This window comes from Bacteroides sp. 1001302B_160321_D4 (assembly GCF_015667765.1).
GTDB classification, from domain to species: Bacteria; Bacteroidota; Bacteroidia; order Bacteroidales; family Bacteroidaceae; genus Bacteroides; species Bacteroides xylanisolvens.
Map to the genome: position 1 here is coordinate 1 of NZ_JADPLO010000017.1, position 24,830 is coordinate 24,830.

Annotated in this window: 18 protein-coding genes; 13 read left to right on the forward strand and 5 right to left on the reverse strand. The window is 40.8% G+C overall.

Features of this window, described 5'->3' with window-relative positions; translation table 11 throughout:
* Positions 1 to 51: 51 nt before the first annotated feature.
* Entirely contained in the window at positions 52 to 924 is an 873-nt protein-coding gene (locus tag KFO40_RS08860) for a glycosyltransferase (RefSeq protein WP_004314466.1), read from the forward strand.
* Positions 925 to 1,399: 475 nt separating this feature from the next.
* Here the strand turns inward: KFO40_RS08860 and KFO40_RS08865 are convergent, their stop codons facing one another.
* Positions 1,400 to 4,000: a hypothetical protein gene (locus tag KFO40_RS08865; protein ID WP_004314467.1), complete on the reverse strand. Its 2,601-nt coding sequence runs from the start codon at positions 3,998 to 4,000 to the stop codon at positions 1,400 to 1,402.
* Positions 4,001 to 4,034: 34 nt separating this feature from the next.
* Positions 4,035 to 4,520 carry an acyltransferase gene (locus tag KFO40_RS08870; protein WP_004314468.1) on the reverse strand — a complete coding sequence of 162 codons (486 nt, stop codon included), beginning with the start codon at positions 4,518 to 4,520 and terminating at the stop codon, positions 4,035 to 4,037.
* A 570-nt stretch (positions 4,521 to 5,090) separates the two neighbouring features.
* Here KFO40_RS08870 and KFO40_RS08875 point away from each other — a divergent pair.
* Both KFO40_RS08875 and KFO40_RS08880 read left to right on the forward strand, forming a co-directional pair.
* Positions 5,091 to 5,588 carry a DUF4143 domain-containing protein gene (locus KFO40_RS08875; protein WP_230297202.1) on the forward strand — a complete coding sequence of 166 codons (498 nt, stop codon included), beginning with the start codon at positions 5,091 to 5,093 and terminating at the stop codon, positions 5,586 to 5,588.
* 45 nt (positions 5,589 to 5,633) lie between these two features.
* Positions 5,634 to 7,187 carry an ATP-binding protein gene (locus tag KFO40_RS08880; RefSeq protein WP_055236638.1) on the forward strand — a complete coding sequence of 518 codons (1,554 nt, stop codon included), beginning with the start codon at positions 5,634 to 5,636 and terminating at the stop codon, positions 7,185 to 7,187.
* A gap of 330 nt (positions 7,188 to 7,517) precedes the next feature.
* Here the strand turns inward: KFO40_RS08880 and KFO40_RS08885 are convergent, their stop codons facing one another.
* Entirely contained in the window at positions 7,518 to 8,129 is a 612-nt protein-coding gene (locus tag KFO40_RS08885; protein WP_211146271.1) for an HU family DNA-binding protein, read from the reverse strand.
* Between the two features lie 790 nt (positions 8,130 to 8,919).
* Here KFO40_RS08885 and KFO40_RS08890 point away from each other — a divergent pair.
* The 7 genes from KFO40_RS08890 (at position 8,920) to KFO40_RS08920 (ending at position 18,381) form a co-directional block, all read left to right on the forward strand.
* A complete protein-coding gene (locus KFO40_RS08890; protein ID WP_151936179.1) occupies positions 8,920 to 11,007 on the forward strand; it encodes a BT4734/BF3469 family protein in 2,088 nt (695 codons plus the stop codon).
* Positions 11,008 to 11,085: 78 nt separating this feature from the next.
* Positions 11,086 to 12,210, forward strand: coding sequence for an AAA family ATPase (locus KFO40_RS08895; protein ID WP_049701618.1), 1,125 nt, complete (start codon positions 11,086 to 11,088; stop codon positions 12,208 to 12,210).
* A gap of 120 nt (positions 12,211 to 12,330) precedes the next feature.
* Positions 12,331 to 14,166, forward strand: a complete 1,836-nt coding sequence (locus KFO40_RS08900) for an ABC transporter ATP-binding protein (protein WP_008770437.1) — start codon at positions 12,331 to 12,333, stop codon at positions 14,164 to 14,166.
* A 29-nt stretch (positions 14,167 to 14,195) separates the two neighbouring features.
* Positions 14,196 to 14,999 (forward strand): polysaccharide deacetylase family protein, encoded by an 804-nt coding sequence (locus KFO40_RS08905; protein WP_004314478.1) that lies wholly within the window; start codon positions 14,196 to 14,198, stop codon positions 14,997 to 14,999.
* Positions 14,996 to 15,952, forward strand: a complete 957-nt coding sequence (locus KFO40_RS08910) for a glycosyltransferase family 2 protein (RefSeq protein ID WP_004314479.1) — start codon at positions 14,996 to 14,998, stop codon at positions 15,950 to 15,952. The genes KFO40_RS08905 and KFO40_RS08910 overlap by 4 nt, the downstream gene beginning before the upstream one ends.
* Positions 15,936 to 16,355, forward strand: a complete 420-nt coding sequence (locus KFO40_RS08915; protein WP_032811961.1) for a GtrA family protein — start codon at positions 15,936 to 15,938, stop codon at positions 16,353 to 16,355. Before KFO40_RS08910 ends, KFO40_RS08915 begins: the two co-directional genes overlap by 17 nt.
* 46 nt (positions 16,356 to 16,401) lie before the next feature.
* Positions 16,402 to 18,381: an LTA synthase family protein gene (locus KFO40_RS08920; RefSeq protein ID WP_211146272.1), complete on the forward strand. Its 1,980-nt coding sequence runs from the start codon at positions 16,402 to 16,404 to the stop codon at positions 18,379 to 18,381.
* Here KFO40_RS08920 and KFO40_RS08925 read toward each other — a convergent pair.
* Together KFO40_RS08925 and KFO40_RS08930 are read right to left on the reverse strand one after the other, a co-directional pair.
* A complete protein-coding gene (locus KFO40_RS08925) occupies positions 18,368 to 20,140 on the reverse strand; it encodes an ArnT family glycosyltransferase (RefSeq protein ID WP_211146273.1) in 1,773 nt (590 codons plus the stop codon). The genes KFO40_RS08920 and KFO40_RS08925 overlap by 14 nt on opposite strands.
* A gap of 29 nt (positions 20,141 to 20,169) precedes the next feature.
* The gene (locus KFO40_RS08930; RefSeq protein WP_151936182.1) at positions 20,170 to 20,805 is read right to left on the reverse strand and encodes a viroplasmin family protein; all 636 of its coding nucleotides are present in this window, start codon (positions 20,803 to 20,805) and stop codon (positions 20,170 to 20,172) included.
* Positions 20,806 to 20,944: 139 nt separating this feature from the next.
* Here KFO40_RS08930 and KFO40_RS08935 point away from each other — a divergent pair, with 139 nt between their 5' ends.
* From KFO40_RS08935 to KFO40_RS08945, 3 genes are all read left to right on the forward strand, one after another.
* On the forward strand, positions 20,945 to 21,547 hold the full coding sequence (locus KFO40_RS08935; RefSeq protein ID WP_008770436.1) for a nitroreductase family protein: 603 nt from the start codon (positions 20,945 to 20,947) through the stop codon (positions 21,545 to 21,547).
* Between the two features lie 115 nt (positions 21,548 to 21,662).
* Positions 21,663 to 22,190 carry a shikimate kinase gene (locus KFO40_RS08940; RefSeq protein WP_055236084.1) on the forward strand — a complete coding sequence of 176 codons (528 nt, stop codon included), beginning with the start codon at positions 21,663 to 21,665 and terminating at the stop codon, positions 22,188 to 22,190.
* 135 nt (positions 22,191 to 22,325) lie between these two features.
* Entirely contained in the window at positions 22,326 to 24,824 is a 2,499-nt protein-coding gene (locus KFO40_RS08945) for a tetratricopeptide repeat protein (protein ID WP_211146274.1), read from the forward strand.
* The last annotated feature ends 6 nt before the right edge of the window (positions 24,825 to 24,830 follow it).

Genomic DNA, 24,830 nt, shown 5'->3' on the forward strand with positions numbered 1-24,830 from the left:
AGAGATATTCGTATAAAAGTATCTTAGTATATAAAATTGATTTGAATAAATATGATTTCTATTATAATATGCAGTAGGTTTCAATCCATCTCTAAGGAATTGAAGGATAATATTGAGAATACGGTTGGGGTTGTTCATGAGATTATATGTATTGATAACAGTAAAAGTCAATATGATATATTTAGTGCTTATAACGAAGGGGTCAAAAGGAGCCAATATCCACTTCTCTGTTTTATGCATGAAGATATTTTACATTACACTAATGATTGGGGAAAGCTTCTGATAAATCATTTCAGAGATTTGAAAGTAGGGCTTATTGGAATTTCTGGACCACGTTTTATTAGTCAAATACCGGGTATTTGGTGGGGACCCGGAAGTACAGATGCAGGAAAGGATGCAATTTGCCAGTATTCTATTGATACTAATAGAGCTGATCCAACCATTACTTATAATACTTGCTTTAAACCCATTGCAGATGCGAATGCCATAGAAGTGGTAGCAGTGGATGGATGTTTTTTTTGCATGAGGAAATCTGTTTTTGATAAAATAAGATTTGATGAAATAAATTACAAAGGATTTCATTTTTACGATCTTGATATCTCATTGCAGGTTTATATGCTGGGGTTGAAATCATTATGTGTGTATGATATTCTAATAGAGCATGTTAGTAATTCAAAATTGGATAATGAATGGTTGACTAATGCACGAATATTTTTCACAAAATGGAAAGACTGTCTGCCGATAGTAAATTATCCAGTGTCAGCAAAAGAAAGAAGAGTGTTAGAGAAGAACAATCTTCAAACTATGAATTATATTATTAATGAGAATAATCGAAAACCTAGTCGTTATTATAAATTCTCAGAGAAGCTATATTTATTGCGATACTGCTGTGATAAAAAAATGCTTCAGTCACTAATCTATTAGGTAAAATGTGTCACTATATGTTGAGTGGAGCACGGCTTTTTCATTTAAGAAATATTGTTTATCGCTTGTTATTGTGGTAAAAATCCTTATATTCGTGTGCAGCGATGCGAAAGCACCGTCTTAGGTGTTTCTTTTTGTCGTTCATTTTTGATTTTTTTTCTACTTTGCGAGTTGTTTGTCTATGGTTGAATATTAAAAATGAGTAAATACTAGGGGGTAACTAAGTAATGCAAGACTAAAATACTACTATGGAAGATGTCACGAGGATGATATTATCAGCCTAATGGATATCGCTGTTTTTAGTGGGTGGAAATAAATAGGAAATGGGTAGTTGTCAGAGATTCATTGATAACTAGTCGTTTGAGGTCTCTCTCAGCCATTTTGTATGCAATCATTCTTTTTAAATAATCACTTGATCCCTTATTGGGAATTCTTTTCTGCTTATATGTAAATGTTCAATGTTAAATAATCGCTCCTATTTCTTTTTTGCATATACTATTCCAATTCTGATAAGGAATAGCTGCATCATATAAATATCCAGATCACTCATTTTCCTTCTATTGTCATTTCTGGAGGTGAAAGCGCATAAAAAAGTTTCCATGTCCTTTAAATTGCCATTAAGTCTGATTGAAAAACTGCTTCTATCCATGTTCTTTGCGATCACTTTCATATACAAATCACGTGGTTGGGTCTTCTTGCCAATTTTAAAGTCAAAATCATAACTGTCATGTTTTTCCAGTTCATCTTCCATGTCGATGACAGACCAGAAGTAGTCGTTACCGGCATTAAACAAATCCAAAGGAAACCATCTTTTTTGAAAGTTCTCATCTAAGGAAGCGATTTGTACATTTTTTAGTAAATCTTTGTTCATTCTATAATATTTACTAAATGTATTAACCTGTTTTTCATCTAGTGTATTAGTAAAATCCAGTATAATATCGGAATGGATGGGTTTAGTAAAATTGTAGGAGACAATATGTCCTTTCTCTGTTTTAACAGTTAACAACAAAGATAGGTCGTCGCTGGATAGAGCATATGGTATCTTGATAAAAGACAGGCAGTTCCCGATATCTCCATTTTTTTCTGCGACATAGTAAAAGCTGATAGGATATTCTGTAAAATTAACGAATTCACGTCGGACGGTACAGAATGGGGGAGTAAGCAAATGAATGTCGGACAATTTCAGTTTCTGTCCGGAGGGACTGTTTAGCCCGAACATGATGCCGTCAGCTATGGGATTTGTTTCCTTTCTTGATCCTTTGACGATTTGAGAGTGCATTGTTGACTGTAAAACTCTTACATCCCCATTCCATTGAGGAACGAAAGGTTTCAGGAATTCTCCGTAAGTAAGCTTGTGTACGGGTTTATTGTTGAATCGTTTCATTATAAAGAGTGCCAATCCTCCTAATATTAAAGAAATGATCGTACTCGTTAAATCAATTTGAGTATAATTTGTCAATAAGAAAAGCAAAGTCAGTATAATAGTAGAGTCCACTAACCATATTATGGGTATAGACGCCTCGGCGTTTCTTAAAATAGCTCGTTGATATAACAATGTCGTAAAACTTTGCCACTGCATACAGAATTTTTCGTTGCCTGTCGTTTTATAAAAATAATCTTCATAAGCGGATGGAGACCATTTGAAAGGCGGATAAGGTACTATCAGGATATCAGCAAGTTCAAGATACTTGTCTTGTCCCGGATATAATCTCGCTTCTTCCAGCGGCATGACAAAAGAAAAGTCGACGTAACATCCTAAGCCAATCTCTCCTTCATCGGATACAATGGCAAAGTCATGGAACGATACAGATGTTTTTTTGCAGATTTCTTCCGGAATTCCTAACTCTTCCTTAATGCCGCGAAGTACGCAATGATAAGGACTATAATATTGGTCGTGTTCAACCAAATCTGTCCGGGAAAAGGATTCATTGACAGGGACGTGCAAAGTGGACCTGTTGTCGCTCTCTATATTTCCGCTTCTTGCTGCTACCAACATTTTTTTAGCTCCGCTGGCATCTCTGCCTCCGATAATTATATCAATCCCGAAAGAAGAAAACAAGAAGGCTAGCGATTCTACCAACAAAAGTTTTATGTTATCATTTGCTTTGTTGGTTCTGCATATAATTTCTTGAAAGATTCTCTTGAATCTGCGGTCCTTGAATATTTTTTTGAAAACTTTAAATGTAAAATGATCCGTTTCGTATATATCTAATAAAAGTTCGCCTTTTTCCAGTTTATAACCTCTAATTCCCACTTTATCACCAATAAAGCGGATGGAACCATCTTTTGTGATATCTGACTGGACTTGTATAATGGCATTATAAACGTTTTCCAGAGAATATATATCCTTTAATATATCACATATAAATTCTTTGTGCCCATTTTCATTTTCTAGATAGAAAAATTGACTCCGGTCATATCCTTTTTCCCTGATTTTTTCTGTCAGACTATCATAATAGGCAACAATCTCGTTCTTTATGATTCTTTCAATGATAGATTTATCTGTTATCACCTGGCGGGTTTCGTATGATTCGTCAGTAGTGGCAAAATGAATCTTCATCATTCTGGGATTGGCAGGTATGTCTTTTACTTCCTTTAATGTGGTGGACAATATACCGACTAATCCTTTGGGGATAATTAGTGCAGCTTGTTCATATTTAAGATAGGGAAATTCTTTTATTCGTTTGAACGGTATCCGTTGTAGTATATGCTTGTAATTGGCGCAGCATTCGGTGATTACTATCCCTCCGACTGGTATCATTGCATACCACCTGTATTGGCCATCGGTTATAAAGAAAATGATTATTGTTATAACAAACAGGGTAATGTCAAATATGGCTCTTATCTTATATCGTGCCAGATCGACTTGTGACACTAACATCCAATTCAAAACTCTTAATATTACAATTTTTCTGATCCTTACAATTCTTTTGTAGATATTGAACAATGGAATGATTACTGGTATCGCGATAGATAAGAGAAAGAGAAGTTTGTTTGAAGTAATATTTGTGAAGATATCACTCCAGTCCAGATTATGAACATAGTCCACTGTCGCTTGAATTAGATTGTTTTCCATAATATGGATGTTTTGATAGGTGTTTGTTCAAAGATCAGAAATTTACAGGTCCTACAATTTTTGCAGGATTTCCAGCTACCAAGGTATATGCTGGGACGTCTTTGGTGACAACGGCACCAGCAGCAACCATGCACCATTCTCCTAAAGTTACCCCACACAAAATTGTAGCGTTGGCTCCGATAGAAGCGCCATATTTAACCACAGTCTCGCTGACGTCCCAATCTTCGGATGATTTTAATGTTCCGTCAGGATTTATGGAACGTGGATATTTGTCATTTGTGAAAGATGCCGATGGCCCGACAAAGACTCCGTCTTCCAATGTCACGCCATGAGGAATCATAACATTATCTTGTATTTTGACTCTGTTTCCGATTATTACGTTTGAATCAATAAATATATTACGATGAATTTTGCATTCGTCTCCAATTTTAGCATTGGGAGCGATGACTGTAAATTCTTCAATAATAGTTCCTTTTCCTATTTGTGCGTTTGCAGCTATCTTAGCCGTTGTGTCAATCATGCTTTTCGTTTTTGTACTTCAGTCTACAAAAATAAGAATATAGAAGGACAAATGCAAGTTATCATTTAGCTCTTTGTTATTTCTTGATTATCAAGGTAAAACGTATGATCTGATTACAGATATGTCTGATTCTTATATTTTAGCTGATGGAATAGAAACACCTTACAGGTGTAAATTGCCGATTTGGATTGTCGGCTTCCTGTATTAGCGAGGAACCTGTAGAAAATATTCATTTCTCATAATGTTTGTGGGACGTAAATAAGCGTGGATAAGCGGTTAATGGTAAGGCTCGAGTGAAATTGCCGAATGAAACCTGCAGTTTTTCTAGAAAATGCTAGTTCTATTCGGCAAATTACTCTATATTTGTCTGTATAACCCCAAAACAAGAAATGATGGATACACTTTATAGGTCATACCGGATGTTGCTTAGCAACATATCTACTGATTTTATCCGTTATCTCCATGATGAGATAGAGTGGAGTAGTAGGCTTATAGGAAAAGGGATATTTGCTTCGTTTACAAAGTATCATTAAGCAGACTTTGTAAAATGATATACCGACTTTTGCGAATATGAATATAGCAACAGCATTGAAATTGAAAAGACTGTTGTATATCATAGCGAAAAGTGTTCCGTTTAAACCTAATTTTACCAAGTTGGCGACTTTGCTTGATATGAATAGAAATACGGTTTCTGATTTGATGTGTTATCTGGAAAAGGCTGGAATAATTAATCAGCTTCGGGCAGAGACGGAAGGTGTCAGACTTTTAGGTAAAGTGGACAAGGTGTATCTGAATAATACGAATTTGGCTTATGCGCTTTCTGACAATACACCGGATATTGGTAACGTGCGTGAAACATTTTTCTTTTCTACTTTGCGAGTTGTTTGTCCGGTAACCACATCAGAAGTTGCTGATTTTACGGTGGGTGGTTATACCTTTGAAGTAGGTGGAAAGAATAAGTCGCAGAAGCAGGTGCATGATGTGGAGAATGCGTATGTTGTGAAAGATGATATTGAGTACGGAATGCGTAATGTGGTTCCTCTCTGGGCATTTGGTTTTTTATATTGAGATAATATGTATATTTGTACGATGTGAACTTAAACAGATTGAAATATGAGTGGCAAGATTTACCCTATCGGTATACAGAATTTTGAAAAAATTCGTAAAGGTGGCTATTTTTATATAGATAAAACAGCATTGGTTTATCAACTGGTGAAAACCGGAAGCTACTATTTTTTGAGTCGGCCGCGCCGTTTTGGCAAAAGTCTGCTTATTTCTACGCTTGAAGCCTACTTTCAAGGAAAGCGGGAACTCTTTGAAGGACTGGCTATGGAGAAGCTGGAAAAAGATTGGGTAAAATATCCTGTATTACATCTTGATCTTAATACGGAAAAATACGATACTCCGGAAAGTTTGGAGAATAAACTGAATGGGGCGTTGGTGGAATGGGAGAAGATATATGGCGAAGAGCCCTCGGAGAAATCTTTAGCGATGCGTTTTGAGGGGATTATTAAGCGTGCCTGTCAGCAAGAGGGGCAAAGTGTGGTGATCCTGGTGGATGAGTATGATAAGCCAATGCTGCAGGCTATTGGTGATGATGTTTTGCAAAAGAGTTTCCGCAATACATTGAAAGCCTTCTACGGCGCATTGAAAAGTCAGGACGGCTGTATCAAATTTGCTTTGTTGACGGGAGTTACCAAGTTCGGTAAAGTCAGTGTATTCAGTGATTTGAATAACCTGAATGACATTTCAATGTGGAATAAGTATATAGACATTTGTGGTGTGAGCGAACAGGAACTATACGATAATCTGGATGCCGAGCTTCATGAGTTTGCCAATGTGCAGGGAGTGACGTATGAAGAGATATGTGTCCGGTTGAAAGAAATGTATGATGGTTATCATTTCACGCACAATTCCAAAGGAATGTACAATCCCTTCAGTCTGCTTTTGGCTTTTGATAGGAATGAGTTTAAAAGCTACTGGTTTGAAACAGGTACTCCCACTTATTTGGTGGAATTGCTGAAGAAACACCATTACGACCTTCATCGGATGGCTCATGAAGAAACCGATGAACAGGTACTGAACAGTATAGATTCTGAATCTACCAATCCTATTCCGGTAATCTATCAGAGCGGGTACCTTACCATTAAAGGGTATGATGAAGAATTTGGTATTTACCGTTTAGGTTTTCCTAATCGTGAAGTGGAGGAAGGATTTATCCGTTTTCTGCTTCCTTATTATGCGAACGTCAATAAAGTGGAATCTCCCTTTGAAATTCAGAAATTCGTTCGTGAGGTACGTGCTGGTGATTACGAATCTTTTTTCCGTCGTCTGCAAAGTTTCTTTTCTGATATTCCATACGAGCTTGCCCGCGAATTGGAGTTACATTATCAGAATGTACTTTATATTGTATGTAAACTGGTCGGTTTTTATGTAAAAGCGGAATATCATACGAGTGAAGGCCGTGTGGATATGGTATTGCAGACTGACAAGTTCATTTACATTATGGAATTTAAACTGAATGGTACAGCGGAAGAAGCTCTGCAACAGATAAATGACAAGCATTATTCCCGACCATTTGAAACGGATTCACGAAAACTTTTTAAGATTGGTGTGAATTTCAGTGCTCAAACAAGAAATATAGAGAAGTGGTTGGTCGAAAATTGAACTGCCTGCGCCGGAAATAAGGTTCTTCGTCAAATTTGGTGGTAAGTTTTTCTCCGCTCATTTAGCTAATTCAGTCAGTGCCTATATTTTCTTATGAAAGTGAGTAAAAAGGGATAATTATTAACTTGGAAATAAAGAGATAAAGAATTTACCACCAAATTTGACGAAGAACCGGAAATAAGATATCCATTTCTCATATTCTCATAGATTTGATTTAAATGGCAGATAATTAATAAAGTAAGCTATGAGAAATACTTTTAAAATTGGTATTTCTCATAGTTTTATTCGCAAATAGACCTTGATTTGGCTTATTTCTCATACCTGTTGAACTCATTTCTCATAATGGCCCGGTGTTGGTATATAAATAGGCTGTGTGGGCTTACCTATATTCTGTAAGTTGCCTTTTGCCTTTAGGCGACGGATTTGCCTACTGGCCATACTTTGAGTGAAACAGCAGAGCGACTGCATATTACTACGGGTTAATACAGGATGAGTTGCAAAATAGGCAGTAAGTTTCTTGTCGATCTCTTCTTCAGAAAGAGAAGCGGAATGTGGCTTGTATTTTGAACGTCGTAGATGAGTGCTCATGCACAAACTCCTTAAATCTCTGTTAGCCTGGAAGTTAATGGACTTAAGCTTCACTTTGTCAGCACGAGTGGTAAGCGAGTGCACGGGTTCGGTAGCTTGCAATGTAATCTGGAAATAGCCGATTCCATCCAGATGTACTCGTTCTCCCTCGCACAGATGGTTGCCCATGCATCTACTCAATTCCATTAACATGGCTTCTACTTCTGCTTTCCCGAAAGTAGTTGCCATGTGGATTTCTCTTGCCAGCTTTTGAGTGGTCACATGTTGAAAATTAACCACCCGTGGGTGATAACTAGGTTCTTCCCCTTCTTTTTCCGGTTGGGGATTCTTATAAAACTCGAATTGTATTGCCATCTTTGTTTTAATTTAATGGTTATTTATATGTTATGTACTGATGCTCTTAGTGTATCTTGCTTTTATTCTTTTATTATTCAACCGCCATCCTGATTGTTCCACTACAGTGAACGGTTCTTTTCACTCTAGTAGACAGAACTTTTTACTGTAGTGAACAGGCCTGTGCACTCCAGTAGAACGATTGGGATGCTCTTTCAAAGATACGACATTATTAGGTGAAAAACAAGTAATTAACTAGTTGTTTGCATGAAAGAAATAGCTAGCTGTTTTCTAAGATAAGCTTGGCGGATAAACAGGAGAATAGTTGTGTCTGACTATGAGAAATACCCTGAAAGAGTATGAGAAATAGCGGTTTTTTGAAGAAAATCGATGAGGATAGTATGAGAAACACCTGTTTTAAAAACGTTTCTCATAATGTACTTCTTTGATTATATGTGCTTTATCTGAAATCTATGAGAACATGAGAAATAGAATTGAAAAATCTTTGGTTCTTAATCAAATTCCGTGCTACTTATTTATGTTCAATTACCTTATTCATGGCTATTCTGGAGTACTTTAAGATGCATATAGTTTGGATAATTTATTTGTTATTTCTAATATGCCGATATCCCTTTATCCATCGGCCTTTCAATGAGCTTTACTAGCACGGAATTTGATTAAGAACCAAATCTTTTCTAGTAGAAAGATGAAATAAGTATTCTCTGAAAAGTTGTTTGTGTGGAATATTTACAGTATATTTGTGTCGTAATAATCGCCCTACAAAACACATGCAGGACAAATAAATAAAGTAATGAGAATAACACTGGTAAGAGACGATGGCAAGGTGAACACTATGCGTACGTTGAGAATTGAACAGCTCGTGGAGCAAATGAAAGTGGAAACTAAAACACAGCCCGTCTCAAAAATGAGAGAAGTCCTGCCTTTTATGCTTCCGGGTGATAAAAATGACTATGTACAGAAAGTGCCGAAGCTGATACCTGCAGCCGCCTTTTTTCGTAAAGGCGGCATAACGACGATGAGTGAATACAATGGAATTGTGATGATTCAGGTCAACAACTTGTCCGGACACATGGAGGCGGATGAGGTGAAAGAACGGGTAAAGGAGCTTCCGCAGACTTACTTAGCTTTCACCGGTTCTTCCGGAAAGTCTGTGAAAGTATGGGTGCGCTTTACTTATCCCAATGATCGTTTGCCGACAACTAGTGAAGAAGCGGAGCTTTTTCATGCGCATGCCTATCGGTTGGCAGTGAAATTTTATCAGCCACAACTTCCTTATGATATCGAACTGAAAGTACCTTCGTTGGAGCAATATTGTCGTTTAACTTTTGACCCGCATTTGTATTTTAATCCCGAAGCAATGCCTATTTATATGAAGCAGCCTGCCGCTATGCCGGGTGAGGTGACTTATCGCGAACGGGTGCAAACGGAAACTTCACCGTTGCAACGGCTTGCACCGGGATATGAAAAGTGTAATGCGCTTTCTGTCCTTTTCGAAGCTGCTTTTGCACGTGCGTTGGATGAAGAGACTGATTATCAACCGGAAGGAGACAAACAATCGCTGTTGATTAACCTAGCAGGACATTGTTTCCGTGCCGGTATTCCTGAGGAAGATACAGTGCGATGGTCTCGTGCCCATTATCGTTTGCCAAAGGACGATACATTGGTTCGGGGAACCGTGCGAAATGTATACCGCACTTGTGAGGGATTTGCGAGTAAAAGTAGTCTGTTGCCGGAACAATTATTTGTCATGCAGATGGATGAGTTTATGAAACGGCGTTATGATTTTCGTTTCAACCAGTTGACGTCACAAGTGGAATGTCGTGAACGGAACAGTTTTAATTTTTATTTTCATCCGGTGGATAAACGATTGATGGCAAGTATTGCAATGAATGCACATTATGAAGGGCTTAAGCTGTGGGATAAAGACGTGGTACGTTACCTGAATTCGGATCATGTGCCGGTTTATCAGCCTATCGAGGAATTCCTTTATGACCTTCCTCATTGGGATGGTAAGGATCACATCGGCGATCTTGCCAAGCGAGTTCCTTGCGATCATCCTCATTGGGCGCAATTGTTTCGTCGTTGGTTTCTTAGTATGATAGCGCATTGGCGTGGAATGGGAAAGAATCATGCAAATAGCACTTCTCCTATATTGATAGGTCCACAGGCTTATCGTAAGTCTACATTTTGCCGGTTGATTTTGCCTCCATGCTTGCAGGCTTATTATACGGATAGTATTGATTTCAGTCGGAAACGGGATGCCGAACTATATTTGAATCGCTTTTTATTGATTAATATGGATGAGTTCGATCAGATTGGCATCAATCAGCAGTCTTTCCTCAAACATATTCTGCAAAAGCCTGTTGTCAACACACGGCGACCGAATGCTTCGGCTGTGGAGGAACTTCGTCGGTATGCTTCTTTTATAGGTACGAGCAACCATAAAGATTTACTGACGGATACTTCCGGCAGTCGTCGTTTTATCGGTGTTGAGGTGACTGGAGTGATTGATGTGGTCCGCCCTATTGATTATGAGCAATTGTATGCCCAGGCAATGGCACTGCTGCGTAGTAATGAACGTTACTGGTTTGATGAGAAGGAAGAGGCTATTATGACGGAGGCGAACCGGGAGTTTGAGCAGTCGCCGGCAATCGAGCAGTTGTTCCAGGTGTATTACCGGGTAGCGGAAGAGGAAGAAGAGGGAGAATGGTTACTTGCTGCAGATATACTTCAGCGGATACAAAAGGCAAGTAAAATGAAGATTTCTTCCGGACAGGTTAATTATTTCGGGCGTATTTTGCAGAAGCTGGGAGTAAAGTCATTCAGGAAAACACGCGGAGTTTATTATCATGTGGTGGCTGTTGGGCAAGGGGGATGATGAAATAATGCACGAGATGTGCATTTTATTATTTTATAATAATTATCTTTGCGTAATAACGTGAGATATACGAAGACTATGATAAGAAATCCTTTTATAACAAGTGGATATGTGTCTGCTGATTATTTTTGTGACCGTCAGCAGGAAAGCGAACAGTTGGTACGCGAAGTGATGAATGGGAATAACCTGGCTCTTGTCTCTACCCGACGAATGGGAAAGACGGGCCTGATCCGTCATTGCTTTCAGTTTCCTGAAATTAAGCAGGATTATTACACCTTCTTTATTGATATATATGACAGCCGGTCATTGCGCGACTTGGTATTTGCACTTAGTAAAGAGATTTTGGAAGTACTGAAACCTGTGGGGAAGAAAGCTTTGCATGGTTTTTGGGAATGTGTGAAATCTTTGCAGGCCAGTATCTCTTTTGATGTGAATGGTATGCCTTCTTTGAATTTGGGATTAGGAGATATACAAGCTCCGGCTACTACGCTCGATGAAATTTTCCGGTATTTAGAGCAAGCGGATAAGCCTTGTTTGATTGCCATTGATGAATTTCAGCAGATTACCGGGTATGCAGAGAAAAATGTAGAGGCTACTCTCCGGACTTATGTGCAGCATTGTAATAATGCGCGTTTTATTTTTGCCGGGAGTCAGCGTCATGTGATGGGGAATATGTTTTTGACGCCTTCCAGACCTTTTTATCAAAGTGTGTCAATGATGCATTTGGAAAGTATTCCTTTAGAAGAATACATTCGTTTTGCATGTATGCATTTCAAACGTGCAGGCAAAGAAATGGAAGAAAGTGCTGTTACCACAGTTTATCAACAGTTTGAAGGAGTCACATGGTATATACAAAAAGTATTGAATACACTTTATGATATGACCCCGGAGCACGGAGTCTGTAAAGTGGAAATGGTGTCAGAGGCTATTCGGCAGATTATTGATTCATTCAGATATACTTATTCGGAAATCCTTTTTCGTTTGCCGGAAAAGCAAAAGGAGTTACTGATTGCTATCACTAAAGAGGGAAAAGCGAAAGCTATCACTTCCGGTGCTTTCATAAAGAAATACAGACTGGCTTCAGCCAGTTCTGTGCAGGCAGCATTGAAAGGATTATTAGAAAAGGATTTTGTGACCCAGGAAAAGGGAGTGTATCAAATATATGATCGTTTCTTGGGTATTTGGTTGAAAGAGAATTATTGAGTCGTTTTTTGTTTGTTGAAACGTGCTTTTCGATAAATCGCGTTAATAATTAGCTGAAACTACTGCCTGTTAATCAGTTTTATTGTATCTTTGCGGTCTTAACTTTTTTAATGGTAAATAATGAAGGAATTTCTACAACTAATGCGACGTTTCGTGTCGCCTTATAAGAAGTATATCGGCTGGGCTATTTTGCTGAATATTTTGTCTGCTGTATTCAACGTGTTCTCATTTACTTTTTTGATTCCTATTTTGAGTATTCTGTTTAAAACAGAAGGAGCGGATAAAGTATACCATTTTATGGAATGGGGTAGTGGTGATTTAGCAGATGTTGCCAAGAATAACTTCTATTATTACATATCTCAAATGATAGTGGATAATGGTCCCACTGTGGCTCTTATTTTCTTGGGATTGTTCCTGATGGTGATGACATTGTTTAAAACCGGTTGTTACTTTGCTTCTTCAGCTGTGATGATTCCATTGCGTACAGGAGTGGTACGTGATATTCGTATTATGGTATATGCTAAGGTTATGCGTCTGCCAATGTCTTTTTTCTCTGAAGAAAGAAAGGGGGATATCATAGCCCGTATGAGTGGTGACGTGGGAGAGGTGGAAAACTCCATTACTAGTTCGTTGGATATGTTGATGAAGAGTCCAATCCTGATTATTATATATTTCGTGACATTGGTTGCTGTTAGTTGGCAGTTGACTCTTTTTACTATTATTGTATTGCCGGGAATGGGCTGGTTGATGGGAGTGGTCGGAAGAAAACTGAAACGCCAGTCACTGGAAGCACAGGCAAAGTGGAGTGATACGATGTCGCAATTGGAAGAAACACTGGGAGGTTTGCGCATCATCAAGGCTTTTATTGCGGAAGATAAAATGATTAACCGCTTCACCAAATGTAGTAACGAACTTCGGGATGCAACAAACAAGGTTGCTATACGTCAGGCTATGGCACATCCGATGAGTGAGTTTTTGGGAACCATTCTGATTGTAGCCGTACTGTGGTTTGGTGGTACATTGATTTTAGGCAAGAATGCCACGATTGATGCTCCTACATTTATCTTCTATATGGTTATCTTGTATAGTGTAATCAATCCGTTGAAAGACTTTGCTAAAGCAGGATACAACATTCCGAAAGGTTTGGCTTCTATGGAACGTGTTGATAAAATCCTGAAAGCGGAGAATAAGATTAAAGAGATTCCGAATCCGAAACCGTTGAAAGGTTTGAATGACAAGATTGAATTTAAAGATATTTCTTTCAGCTATGATGGTAAAAGAGAGGTACTGAAACATGTAAATTTGACAGTTCCCAAAGGAAAAACGATTGCACTGGTTGGACAGTCTGGTTCCGGTAAATCTACCTTAGTCGATTTGTTGCCACGTTACCATGATGTACAGGAAGGTGATATTACCATTGACGGAACGAGCATCCGCGACGTGCGTATTGCTGATTTGCGTAGTCTGATTGGTAATGTAAACCAGGAAGCTATTTTGTTTAATGATACATTCTTCAATAACATTGCTTTTGGTGTGGAGAATGCGACAATGGAACAAGTGGTAGAGGCAGCAAAGATTGCCAATGCACATGATTTCATCATGGAGAAACCGGAAGGATATAACATGAATATCGGTGACCGTGGTGGTAAATTGTCCGGTGGTCAGCGCCAGCGTATCAGTATCGCCCGTGCCATCCTGAAGAACCCTCCGATTCTGATTCTCGATGAGGCTACTTCTGCATTGGATACCGAATCAGAACGTCTCGTGCAGGAAGCGTTGGAACGTTTGATGAAAACACGTACAACGATTGCTATTGCCCACCGTCTTTCTACTATTAAGAATGCAGATGAAATCTGCGTGTTATATGAAGGAGAAATTGTAGAACGTGGTAAGCATGAGGAACTTATAGAATTAAACGGCTATTACAAACGCCTGCATGATATGCAACAACTGTAATGCAGCAATTGTAATTTTTTGATAATGCAATGATATTATTAAGTTTTGATACAGAAGAATTTGATGTACCTCGTGAACATGGCGTAGACTTTCCGCTGGATGAAGCGATGAAAGTATCAGTCTATGGTACGAACCGGATACTGGACTGCCTGAAAAAAAACGGGGTGAAAGCTACCTTCTTCTGTACAAGCAATTTTGCAGAAAATGCGCCGGAGGTGATGCGGCGCATTATGGACGAAGGACATGAAGTGGCTGCGCATGGATGTGACCATTGGCAGCCGCAGGCTTCCGATGTCAGCCGTTCAAAAGAAATCTTGGAACGTCTTACCGGCAGAACGATAGAAGGCTATCGCCAACCGCGTATGTTTCCCGTATCAGATACAGAACTTGAACGAATGGGGTATGTGTACAACTCCTCACTGAATCCCGCATTTATCCCCGGAAGATATATGCATTTATCAGAGCCGCGTACCTGCTTTATGACAGGCAAACTACTTCAAATCCCGGCTTCTGTAACTCCATGGATTCGTTTCCCGCTATTTTGGCTGTCTTGTCATAATCTGCCGATGTGGCTTTATCAAAGCCTGGTAAACCGGGTATTGAAACATGACGGATATTTTGTGACCTATTTCCACCCATGGGAGTTCTATCCGTTGGGTGAACATCCTGAATTTAAAATGCCTTTTATCATCCGCAACCATTCCGGCAAAGGAATGGAGGAACGTTTGGATATGCTTATCCGCAACCTGAAAGAAAAAGGCTATCCTTTTATGACTTACTCGGAGTTTGCGCAGATAAAACTGGCTGAACTAAATAAACCGGACGAAAAATGATTAAATTGGCTATTGTATCCCCCTGCTATAATGAGGAGGAAGTGTTGGAAGAGTCAACCACCCGTTTGACAGCTTTGTTTGATGACTTGGTGGCGAAAAAAAAGATCAGTGCCGACAGTTTTGTGCTCTTTGTGAATGATGGCAGTAAAGATCGTACATGGAGCATTATTAAACAACTGCACCGGACGAATCCATATATAAAAGGAATGAACCTGGCTCGCAACGTGGGACATCAGTATGCTATCATGGCCGGTATGATGACCGCTAAAGATTGGAGCGATGCCGTTATTACCATTGATGCCGATTTGCAGGATGATCTGAATGCGATTGAGGAGATGATCGATGCTTATACACAAGGATATGATGTTGTATACGGGGTGAAAGTATCCCGCCAGGCAGATCCGATGCTGAAACGTCTTTCCGCAACCGCTTTTTATAAATTACAGCACCGGATGGGAGTAGAGACAATCTACAATCATGCGGATTTTCGTTTTTTGAGTAGGAGAGTACTGGAACAGTTGTCTCATTATCAAGAGCGCAATGTCTATTTGCGTGGTATTATCCCATTACTGGGTTTCCCTTCCACTACGGTAGATGATGTGATCCGGGAACGGACAGCCGGAACCTCCAAATATACAGTGAGAAAGATGTTCAGCCTGGCCTTGGACGGAATAACCTCTTTCTCGGTGAAGCCGATTTACGGTATTGTTTATCTGGGAATTATATTTGTTTTTATCAGTATACTGATAGGAATTTATGTTTTGTATTCTTTAATTTCGGGTACGGCTGAGCATGGCTGGGCATCTTTGATGTTGTCTGTCTGGTTTGTCGGTGGAATTGTTCTAATGTCAATAGGAGCTGTCGGGTTGTATATTGGGAAAATCTATAAAGAAGTAAAACGTCGTCCGCTTTATAATGTGGAAGAAGTACTATACGATGACCAAGATAAGTAAAGCTATATTTGACAGGCATCCGGACTGGCGGGATAAGTTTTGGCAATTTGTTCGTTTCGGAGTTGTCGGCACTGTATCCTCGGCTATTCATTACGGAGTGTATTGTCTGGTTTTACTGGTTGCAAACGCCAATATCTCTTTTACGGCAGGTTATGCCGTCGGATTTATTTGCAATTATTTCCTGACTACCTTTTTTACTTTTCGTTCCAAGCCCTCGTCTCGCAATGCGGTTGGGTTTGGCTTTAGTCATCTGATTAATTATCTGCTTGAGATTGGTTTGTTGAATCTCTTCCTTTGGATGGGGGCAGGCGAACTTCTGGCGCCGATACTGGTGATGATAATTGTAGTACCTATCAATTTCCTAATTCTTCATTTCGTTTATATCTACAAAGGGAGAAAATAATTTTATTAAATCTCTTTCATTTAATTCATAAAAAGAAAAGGCTATTATGAAACGTTTTCTAAATCTTATTGTATATATACTTACGATACATGTTTCGGCTTTGCTGATCGCAGGACTGTTTCGCCTGGTACTTTTTATCTCATCCTATCATCAATTGACTTCTGAAGCCTTGTCGGATAAGAGCCTTTCAATGCTTGCTTTTGTGCATGGTGTCTGGTTTGATAATGTGATCGGTTGTTACATACTTCTGTTGCCGCTGGCAATTGCGGTGGTGTGTGGAGTCTGCAACTACTATGGGAAAGCATTGTTCCGTTTTTTCACAATCTTTTTCAGTGTGTTTTATGGACTGGTCTATTTAATCAGTGCGTCGGACATACCCTACTTTGCCTATTTCTTTAAGCATATCAATTCTTCTATATTCGAATGGTTCGGTTATGCAGGAACTACCGCCGGAATGATATTGGGAGAAAGTGCCTATTACTTGTCCATCGGATTATTCCTGCTCTTCTTGGCCGGGTTCATAGTATGGCTTGTCTGGCTGTCGCGTTATTTCCATCGTCGTAGCCTTACCATTTCCGTTTCGTTCCCATTTTGGAAGAGAGGAGTTGTGGTTCTGGTCGGAGCTTGTCTGATCGGCCTCTGCATCTTTGGAATTCGGGGGCGTACAGGTTATAATCCGATCAAAGTGAGTGCGGCATATTTCTGTCAGGATGCTTTTCTGAATCAATTGGGAGTAAGTCCGACTTTTAATCTGTTGACGAGTGTGATGGATGATATGCGTCCTGAAAATAAATACTTGCATCTGATGGATGAGCAGGAAGCCATAACTAAGGCGCAAGCTCTGCTCAACCGTCAGGGAGAGGTAGCTGTCTCACCGTTGGCTGTGTACAGACATGCTTCAAAAGCAGATAGTGTGCAGCAAGGTCGCCCCAATGTTGTACTGATTATGATGGAATCCATGTCCAGTAAACTGATGAAGCATTTCGGGCAATCAGAAACGCTGACTCCTTTCCTGGATAGTCTGTATACCCGTTCTATTAGCTTCCGTAATTTCTATTCGGCAGGAATCCATACGAATCATGGTTTGTATGCCACCTTATATTCTTTCCCGGCGATGATGAAACGAAACCTCATGAAAGGCTCTGTCATTCCCCGCTATTCGGGACTGCCTACTGTCCTGAAAGAAAACGGTTATTATAACCTTTTCTTTATGACGCACGAAGGGCAGTATGATAATATGAACGCTTTTTTCCGGACAAACGGCTATGATGAAGTGTTCTCACAAGAAAATTATCCGGCTGATAAGGTTGTGAATAGCTTCGGAGTACAGGATGATTTCCTGTATGACTATGCAATTCCGGTATTGAATCAGCGGGCTGCCACCGGAGAGCCTTTCTTTGCTACTTTGCTGTCCATCAGCAATCATCCGCCGTATGTGATACCTCCTTTCTTCCATCCGAAAACGAGTGAACCCGAGACGCAGATTGTTGAGTACGCGGATTGGGCTTTGCGTAAGTTTTTTGAAGAGGCACGTAAACAGCCCTGGTTTGATAATACGATATTTGTGTTGGAAGGAGATCATGGCAAATTGGTGGGAGACGCCGAATGTGAGCTGCCGGAATCTTATAACCATATCCCGCTGATGATTTACTCCAGCCGTATTCATCCGGAAGAGAAAAACACTTTTGGAGGTCAGGTAGATATACAGCCTACGATATTGGGGCTGTTGAATATTGATTATCTACAGAATAATTTTGGAGTGGATTTGCTGAAAGAAGAACGTCCCTGTATGTTTTATACTGCCGACAATATGATTGTGGGACGCAATGATACGTTATTGTATCTTTATAATTACGAGACGCAGCAGGAATTTACTTATCATATAGACAATGGCAAATTGAAAGCCGTTCCGATGGATGATCGCTTTTTGCCTTTAAAAGAATATAGTTTTTCCATGCTCCAATCGGCAGAGTTCCTTGTGAAGCATGGAAAAACGGTAAATTCTGTCCCTTTTACTCAACAATAGGAGTAGTTTCGGTTTTTTCAGGCTGTTCGTTTTTAATGAACTTGTATACTTTGGCTATTTGCCGGAGCACTCGTTTAGGAGATTCGTAAACCTGTTCGAACTGATACCCCTCTTTCTCAAATTCAGGAAGATATTTCTCTGCGTCATTGGTGCCGATCAACAAGAAACCTTTGGCAGGACGTTTTTGGTAGAAGTTGTCGAGACGGTTATTCAGGTAGAAATTAATCTCGAAGTAATGTACAGGGTCACCTGCTGCATGCAGACTTTCTTCAATGAATTCGTACATAGTTCCTTCGCTTTCCGGCGCAATCTTTTCGATCTCTGCAGCGACGAATTTGACGGATTTCGAATTTAATGCTGCTGGCTGATAAGCACCGTCTAATGCAAGGTATAATCCCATGGTAAGCACGACGAGGGCATACAGGAAGCGGTTGCTCAATGCATGTTTCCGTTGATAGAACCACCAGTAGATACCGAGGACGGTAGGAACGGAAATCAGCAACAAGGCCCCTGCACCGCTGATATTCTGTATGGCGCGCATGAAATTAATGTTGTCCTGTGCGTGACGGCCATGGAAGATTGTTTCAGGGATGAGCCCGCATTTTAACACAATGAAGCAAGTGAACAGCAACAGGCTGATTGCCGCAAGAATACTTCCATATACTTTGATGACTTTGGATTGCTTCTTGACCAGATAAAATAGATATTTGGCAAGAAAATAAGCAATGAAAGGATAGATAGGCATCAGGTAGACGCTGCGTTTGCTCTGCGGAATGCAGTAGAAAACGAAGATGACGACGATGCTGGTGAAAGAGAATAAATCCACCGGATCCATATTCTTTATCCAAGCAGTGAAACGTTTCCACCAGGCGGCTGGCTGGATATTGAACTTACGGTAAGTCAGGCTGAACAGAGAAAGTACGATTAACAGTGTCCAGGGAACATATCCGGCAAACAAGGTCACAAAATTATAGTGCCAGGGGTTCACGCATGAATCATAACTCATGGTATTCGTCATACGGCCGAGGTTTTCTTCCATCACTAATGCGAGGAATTCTTCTCCACCTTGTTGGTAAGCAGCTACATACCAGCAGATAGGCAGGATGAGAGAAAGGATAGCCCAGGCGGAAAGCAGCAGGAATGCCTTGAAGAAGTTGACACCTCGGAGCAACAAGAATATGCCTACAACTAAGCATGGAATGATAGTACCTACCGGTCCTTTAGTCAGTGTTCCGCAACTCATCAGGAGAATGGCCAGCCAGGGAATACCTTTGAGCCCCTTCTCATACCATCTGTAGAGACAATATAGAGCGCCAACGGTGAGAGCTGTCAATACCATGTCCACCCGGCAGTTGGCTCCGGCCCGGTGTAATTCGAAATTAGTCAGGGTAATAAAGGCGGCCAATAACGCCAGTTGCACTCCTTTTCTTTTGGCAAAGAACAGAAAGCCGCAGAGAGTCATGGCAATCAAGGCGATGGCGGACGGCAGGCGGGAGGTCATTTCTGTGACTTGCCCTCCGTTCACTACTGCTGATACAGCAGCGATGCTCCAATGGAAGAAAGGCGGTTTGTAAGCCATTTCTCCTCCGTTGTTTCTGGGTAAGATCCAGTTTCCGCTATCCAGCATGGAATAGGAAACAATAGCTTCGCGAGGCTCACCTTTCGTGTGGTATTCCGACAAGCCGAGGAAAGGCAGGATAGTAACTACGCAAATGACTAATAACAGCCAGAAAGCTTTGTTTGAAGTCAATGTTTTCATCTTTTCTTATGATTGAAATTTATGTTCTTTTATTTTCTGCCGAAGTCGGCCGGAATTTCTCCCCATTCTTTCGTTTCCCATTTCAGGATACGAGTGGTATATGTATTTTCCCGCAACCATTTTTCTGCCCGTTCGATCAATAAAAACAGTTCTTCCGTTTCCGGAGTGCGGGGGAGCTTGGTTTTGCACTTCTTCTGTCGTACCCAGCTGATCGCATTGGCGCTGTCGCTGTAAATAGGCATGTCGAAACCTTTGTTCTTCAACAACGCCAACCCGTGTACGATGGCTAGAAACTCACCGATATTATTCGTGCCTTTCATCGGGCCGAAATGAAAAATTTCCTGACGGCTGGCAATGTGTACTCCACGATACTCCATCGGTCCCGGATTGCCGCTACAGGCTGCATCGACTGCCAGGCTATTGTCGATCACGCAAGGGGGTAAAGTATCTGACGAAGGTTTGGAACCTCCTGATTTAGACTTTGCATTTTTGCCGATATAAGCATAGGGAGACATTGTCAACGCGCGTTCCGCTTCTTCGCGCGTATCGAATGATTTGTATTTGGCAGCTTCGTATCCTTTGATTTGAAGCTGGCAGTCTGTCCAGGAAGTGTAAATCCCGGGTGTGACGCCTTCCCATACGACATAAAATTTTTGTTTTGCCATTTTTCTGACGATAAATTTAGATAGCCAATGAATTGACGCTGCGAAGGTACAAATATATTCTCTAACTGAACAAGTTAGGGGGGATACTTGTTATAAAAAAAAGAGAGTTTTAAGAATATAAAATAAGAAAGGAACTATGATGGAAAGATCTTTTAGTGAAGCTTTGAAACAACGTCGGACTTACTATTCAATTACTAATCAGTCACCTATATCCGATCAGGAGATCGAATGTATCGTTAATATGACCGTGCGTCACGTACCGTCAGCATTCAATTCACAGACTACACGTGTGGTGCTCCTGTTGGGAGAATCTCATAAGAAACTGTGGCAGATCGTGAAAGATGCATTGAAGAAGATTGTACCGGCTGAAGCTTTTGCAAAGACAGAAGAGAAGATAGATCATTCCTTTGCCTGTGGCTACGGAACTGTACTGTTCTTTGAGGATCAAAAGGTAGTGAAAGGACTTCAGGAGGCTTTCCCGTCTTATCAGGAGAACTTCCCGGGATGGTCATTGCAGACTTCTGCCATGCACCAGCTGGCTATCTGGGTGATGCTTGAGGATGTAGGTTTCGGAGCATCGCTGCAACACTATAACCCGTTGATTGATGAAGAAGTGCGCCGTGCATGGAACTTGCCGGAACATTGGCATCTGATTGCGGAAATGCCGTTCGGACTTCCTATTGGCAAACCGGGTGAAAAAGAATTTCAGCCGCTTGAAGAACGGGTGAGAATCTTTAAATAAATCGGGAATGAAGAATGAATAATGAAGAATTGGATGGCATAATGGCTAAAATTCTTCATTCTTCATTCTTCATTCTTCATTAAATGATTAATTTTGTGAGCAAAATTAGTCATTTATGGTTCGTATCTTTCTTACCGGCTATATGGGTGCCGGAAAAACGACGTTGGGTAAAGCATTTGCCCGGCAAATGAATATACCGTTCGTTGATCTGGACTGGTATATCGAAGAGCGTTTTCACAAAACCGTTGGAGAATTATTCACTGAACGAGGCGAAACAGGATTCAGGGAACTGGAGCGGAATATGCTTCATGAAGTAGCCGAGTTTGAGAATGTGGTAATTTCGACGGGAGGTGGAGCGCCTTGTTTTTTTGATAATATGGACTTTATGAACCGGACCGGAAAGACGGTTTTTCTCGATGTGCATCCGGATGTGCTGTTCAGACGCTTGCGTGTGGCTAAACAGCAACGCCCTATTCTTCAGGGGAAAGAGGATGACGAACTGAAAGCGTTCATCGTTCAGGCGCTTGAGAAACGCGCGCCTTTTTATCACCAGGCACAATATATCTTTAATGCAGATGAATTGGAAGACCGTTGGCAGATTGAAACATCAGTGCAACGTTTGCAACAACTTCTCGGATTATAATCTGTGCCTAAATTGTATATCAGACTTTATTTTTTTGATACTCTTTATTGTTCATTCAGTCAATATTAGTACCTTGCACTCGTTATGAGATTTTTTTATTGACTAATAACACAAAATTAAGGTAAAGTCTATATCATGAAAATTTTAAAAGAGAAATTTGGAGAGTTATCCGCTAGAATTAAAGCATCCGGACAGCCTGCAAGAGTATGGTTTCCACAGTATACACCGGCCTCATTATTAAATGCGGAAAATTGGTGGGAAGCATTGGCTGTATGTGAATATGCTTTGGACACAAAAGAAGACGAGAAATTAACAGAAGATTTTTTTGAACTGATATTCAGTGCTTTTGACTGTAACGTAGAGGTCGATCTCAACGCAGAAGAATATGAATTCTGGTGGGAGAAGGTGATACAGGTATGTGACCGTGTAGCTGTGTTTAGCGGCGCGGGATGGGCACAGAAAGGTGCGCAATATTCTGAAGCCCGTTATGGAAAGCGGGATATGAGTTATTTGTTTCCGTATTACGAAAAGGCTGCCGATATGGGTTGGGCTGAAGCGGAAGCAACTGTTGCCTATTGGCTATACATGGGATTCTATTGCGAACAAAATAAAGAAGAGGGCGAACGACGTTTTGCCGCTCTCACTTCTCCCGAAGCTATTTTATGGGGAAAACATTATCGTGCTTTTGTCGAAGAATTTACAGGCGATAAAGCGAAAGCATCGCAGATGCGTCATGACCTGCTTGCCGAACTGCCTGAAGGAGAACGTTTGCGTGCTCATGTATATGCAGCACTGGGAGACGCGCTCGACAGGGCGGAAGGCAGTGTGGCAGAGGAAGCTGCTTACTACGAAAAGTCTCTGGAGATAGTTCCCAATCTTTATAGTCTTAAAAATCTGGCTACCCTTTATTTCCGTTATCCGGAACTGAATAAACCGAAAGAACTGGGCTTTGAACTTTGGAAAAAAGCCTGGCATGCAGGGGTGTGGTCTGCCGCTAACTTCCTGGGATATAATTATCAGGAAGAAGAATGGCTGGATATGCCGAAAGCTATTGAATGGCTGGAAAAGGGGATGCTTTATTGTGAATCTTACAGTGCGTATGAACTGGCGCTGATCTACCTGTATAATGATGAATATAAGAACGTGGAACGTGGACTGATGTGTCTGAACCGTTGCGTGGAAGATAACTATATACAAGGTATAGAAGGACTGGCTAATGTCTATTTCAACGGTGAATTGGTGGAAGAGGACATGAATCGTGCGAAAGAATTGTTGGAGAAGGCTATTGAGTTGGGTTCGGGAAATGCAGCTTATCGTCTAGGCTGGATGTATGAGCGTGGCTTCTTGTCTGAACAACCGGATTATGTGAAGGCGTTAGAGTATTATGAAAAGGCAGCTTCGCTGAACAATGCCGACGGATATTGTCGGATGGCGCTTTACCTGGCTAATGGATACAGCGGTGTAAAAGATGCCGATAAGTCGAGAGAATGTTATGAAAAAGCAGCCGAACTGGGTTCCTGCTTTGCTCTTGTAGAACTGGCGTTCTTGTATGAGAATGGCGATGGAGTGGAGAAGAACTATGAAAAGGCATTTGAACTGATTAGTAGGGCTGCCGGACAGGGTTATCCTTATGCGATGTTCCGTTCTGGTCTTTATATGGAAAAAGGTGTTCTTGGCGAAGCAAAACCGGAAGAGGCTTTCGCTTGGTATACAAAGGCGGCTGAAGCGGATGATAATGATGCGATTTTTGCTCTGGGACGCTGCTATAAAGAAGGAATCGGAACGGCAGAAGACTGGGATAAGGCACTCGAATGGTTCGGCAAAGGAGCGGAGAAGGAAGAGTCCCGTTGTCTGACAGAGCTGGGCCTGGCTTATGAAAATGGCAATGGCGTGGAAGAAAATCCGCAAAAGGCTGTGGAATATATGATGAAAGCTGCTGAACAGGACTATGGTTATGCCCAGTTTAAGATGGGAGACTATTATTTCTTTGGTTGCGGTCCCTGTCTGGAAGACAATAAAAAGGCTATGGAATGGTATGAGAAGGCTGTGGCCAACGAAATTCCAATGGCAATGTTGCGTATGGGTGAGTATTACCTGTATGATTATGACAGTCTGAACGAATCGGAAAAGGCTTTTGCCTATTTCAAGAAAGCTGCCGAATACGAGTGGTATAGCGAAGGATTGGGTATCTGTTATGAAATGGGTATCGGAGTGGAAGATAATGAAACGGAAGCTTTTAAATATTATACGCTGGCTGCGGATAATGGAAATACGATGAGTATGTATCGTACCGGACTTTGCTATTACAACGGAGTAGGTGTGAAACAGAACTATGCCGAAGCTTACCGCTGGTTTACGGATGCGGCAGGGAATGAAAATATTGCTGCGACTTATTATCTCGGTAAGATGATGATGTATGGCGAAGGTTGTACTCCTGATCCGGAAGCTGCGGTGCAATGGCTGCTGAAAGCTGCTGAAAAAAATAGCGACAAAGCGCAATTTGAACTTGGAAATGCCTATCTGACGGGCAAAGGCGTGGAAGAAAACGATGAAATTGCAATGGAATGGTTCGAAAAGGCCGCAGAGAATGGCAATGAGAAAGCTCTTAAAATTACCGGAAGGAGGAGAAAGTAAAAGAGG

Excerpts from the sequence above, each read along its gene's own strand:
- KFO40_RS08860 (WP_004314466.1), top strand. The coding sequence starts at position 52 with ATGATTTCTATTATAATATGCAGTAGGTTTCAATCCATCTCTAAGGAA.
- KFO40_RS08865 (WP_004314467.1), bottom strand. The coding sequence starts at position 4,000 with ATGGAAAACAATCTAATTCAAGCGACAGTGGACTATGTTCATAATCTG.
- KFO40_RS08870 (WP_004314468.1), bottom strand. The coding sequence starts at position 4,520 with ATGATTGACACAACGGCTAAGATAGCTGCAAACGCACAAATAGGAAAA.
- KFO40_RS08875 (WP_230297202.1), top strand. The coding sequence starts at position 5,091 with ATGAATATAGCAACAGCATTGAAATTGAAAAGACTGTTGTATATCATA.
- KFO40_RS08880 (WP_055236638.1), top strand. The coding sequence starts at position 5,634 with ATGAGTGGCAAGATTTACCCTATCGGTATACAGAATTTTGAAAAAATT.
- KFO40_RS08885 (WP_211146271.1), bottom strand. The coding sequence starts at position 8,129 with ATGGCAATACAATTCGAGTTTTATAAGAATCCCCAACCGGAAAAAGAA.
- KFO40_RS08890 (WP_151936179.1), top strand. The coding sequence starts at position 8,920 with ATGAGAATAACACTGGTAAGAGACGATGGCAAGGTGAACACTATGCGT.
- KFO40_RS08895 (WP_049701618.1), top strand. The coding sequence starts at position 11,086 with ATGATAAGAAATCCTTTTATAACAAGTGGATATGTGTCTGCTGATTAT.
- KFO40_RS08900 (WP_008770437.1), top strand. The coding sequence starts at position 12,331 with ATGAAGGAATTTCTACAACTAATGCGACGTTTCGTGTCGCCTTATAAG.
- KFO40_RS08905 (WP_004314478.1), top strand. The coding sequence starts at position 14,196 with ATGATATTATTAAGTTTTGATACAGAAGAATTTGATGTACCTCGTGAA.
- KFO40_RS08910 (WP_004314479.1), top strand. The coding sequence starts at position 14,996 with ATGATTAAATTGGCTATTGTATCCCCCTGCTATAATGAGGAGGAAGTG.
- KFO40_RS08915 (WP_032811961.1), top strand. The coding sequence starts at position 15,936 with ATGACCAAGATAAGTAAAGCTATATTTGACAGGCATCCGGACTGGCGG.
- KFO40_RS08920 (WP_211146272.1), top strand. The coding sequence starts at position 16,402 with ATGAAACGTTTTCTAAATCTTATTGTATATATACTTACGATACATGTT.
- KFO40_RS08925 (WP_211146273.1), bottom strand. The coding sequence starts at position 20,140 with ATGAAAACATTGACTTCAAACAAAGCTTTCTGGCTGTTATTAGTCATT.
- KFO40_RS08930 (WP_151936182.1), bottom strand. The coding sequence starts at position 20,805 with ATGGCAAAACAAAAATTTTATGTCGTATGGGAAGGCGTCACACCCGGG.
- KFO40_RS08935 (WP_008770436.1), top strand. The coding sequence starts at position 20,945 with ATGGAAAGATCTTTTAGTGAAGCTTTGAAACAACGTCGGACTTACTAT.
- KFO40_RS08940 (WP_055236084.1), top strand. The coding sequence starts at position 21,663 with ATGGTTCGTATCTTTCTTACCGGCTATATGGGTGCCGGAAAAACGACG.
- KFO40_RS08945 (WP_211146274.1), top strand. The coding sequence starts at position 22,326 with ATGAAAATTTTAAAAGAGAAATTTGGAGAGTTATCCGCTAGAATTAAA.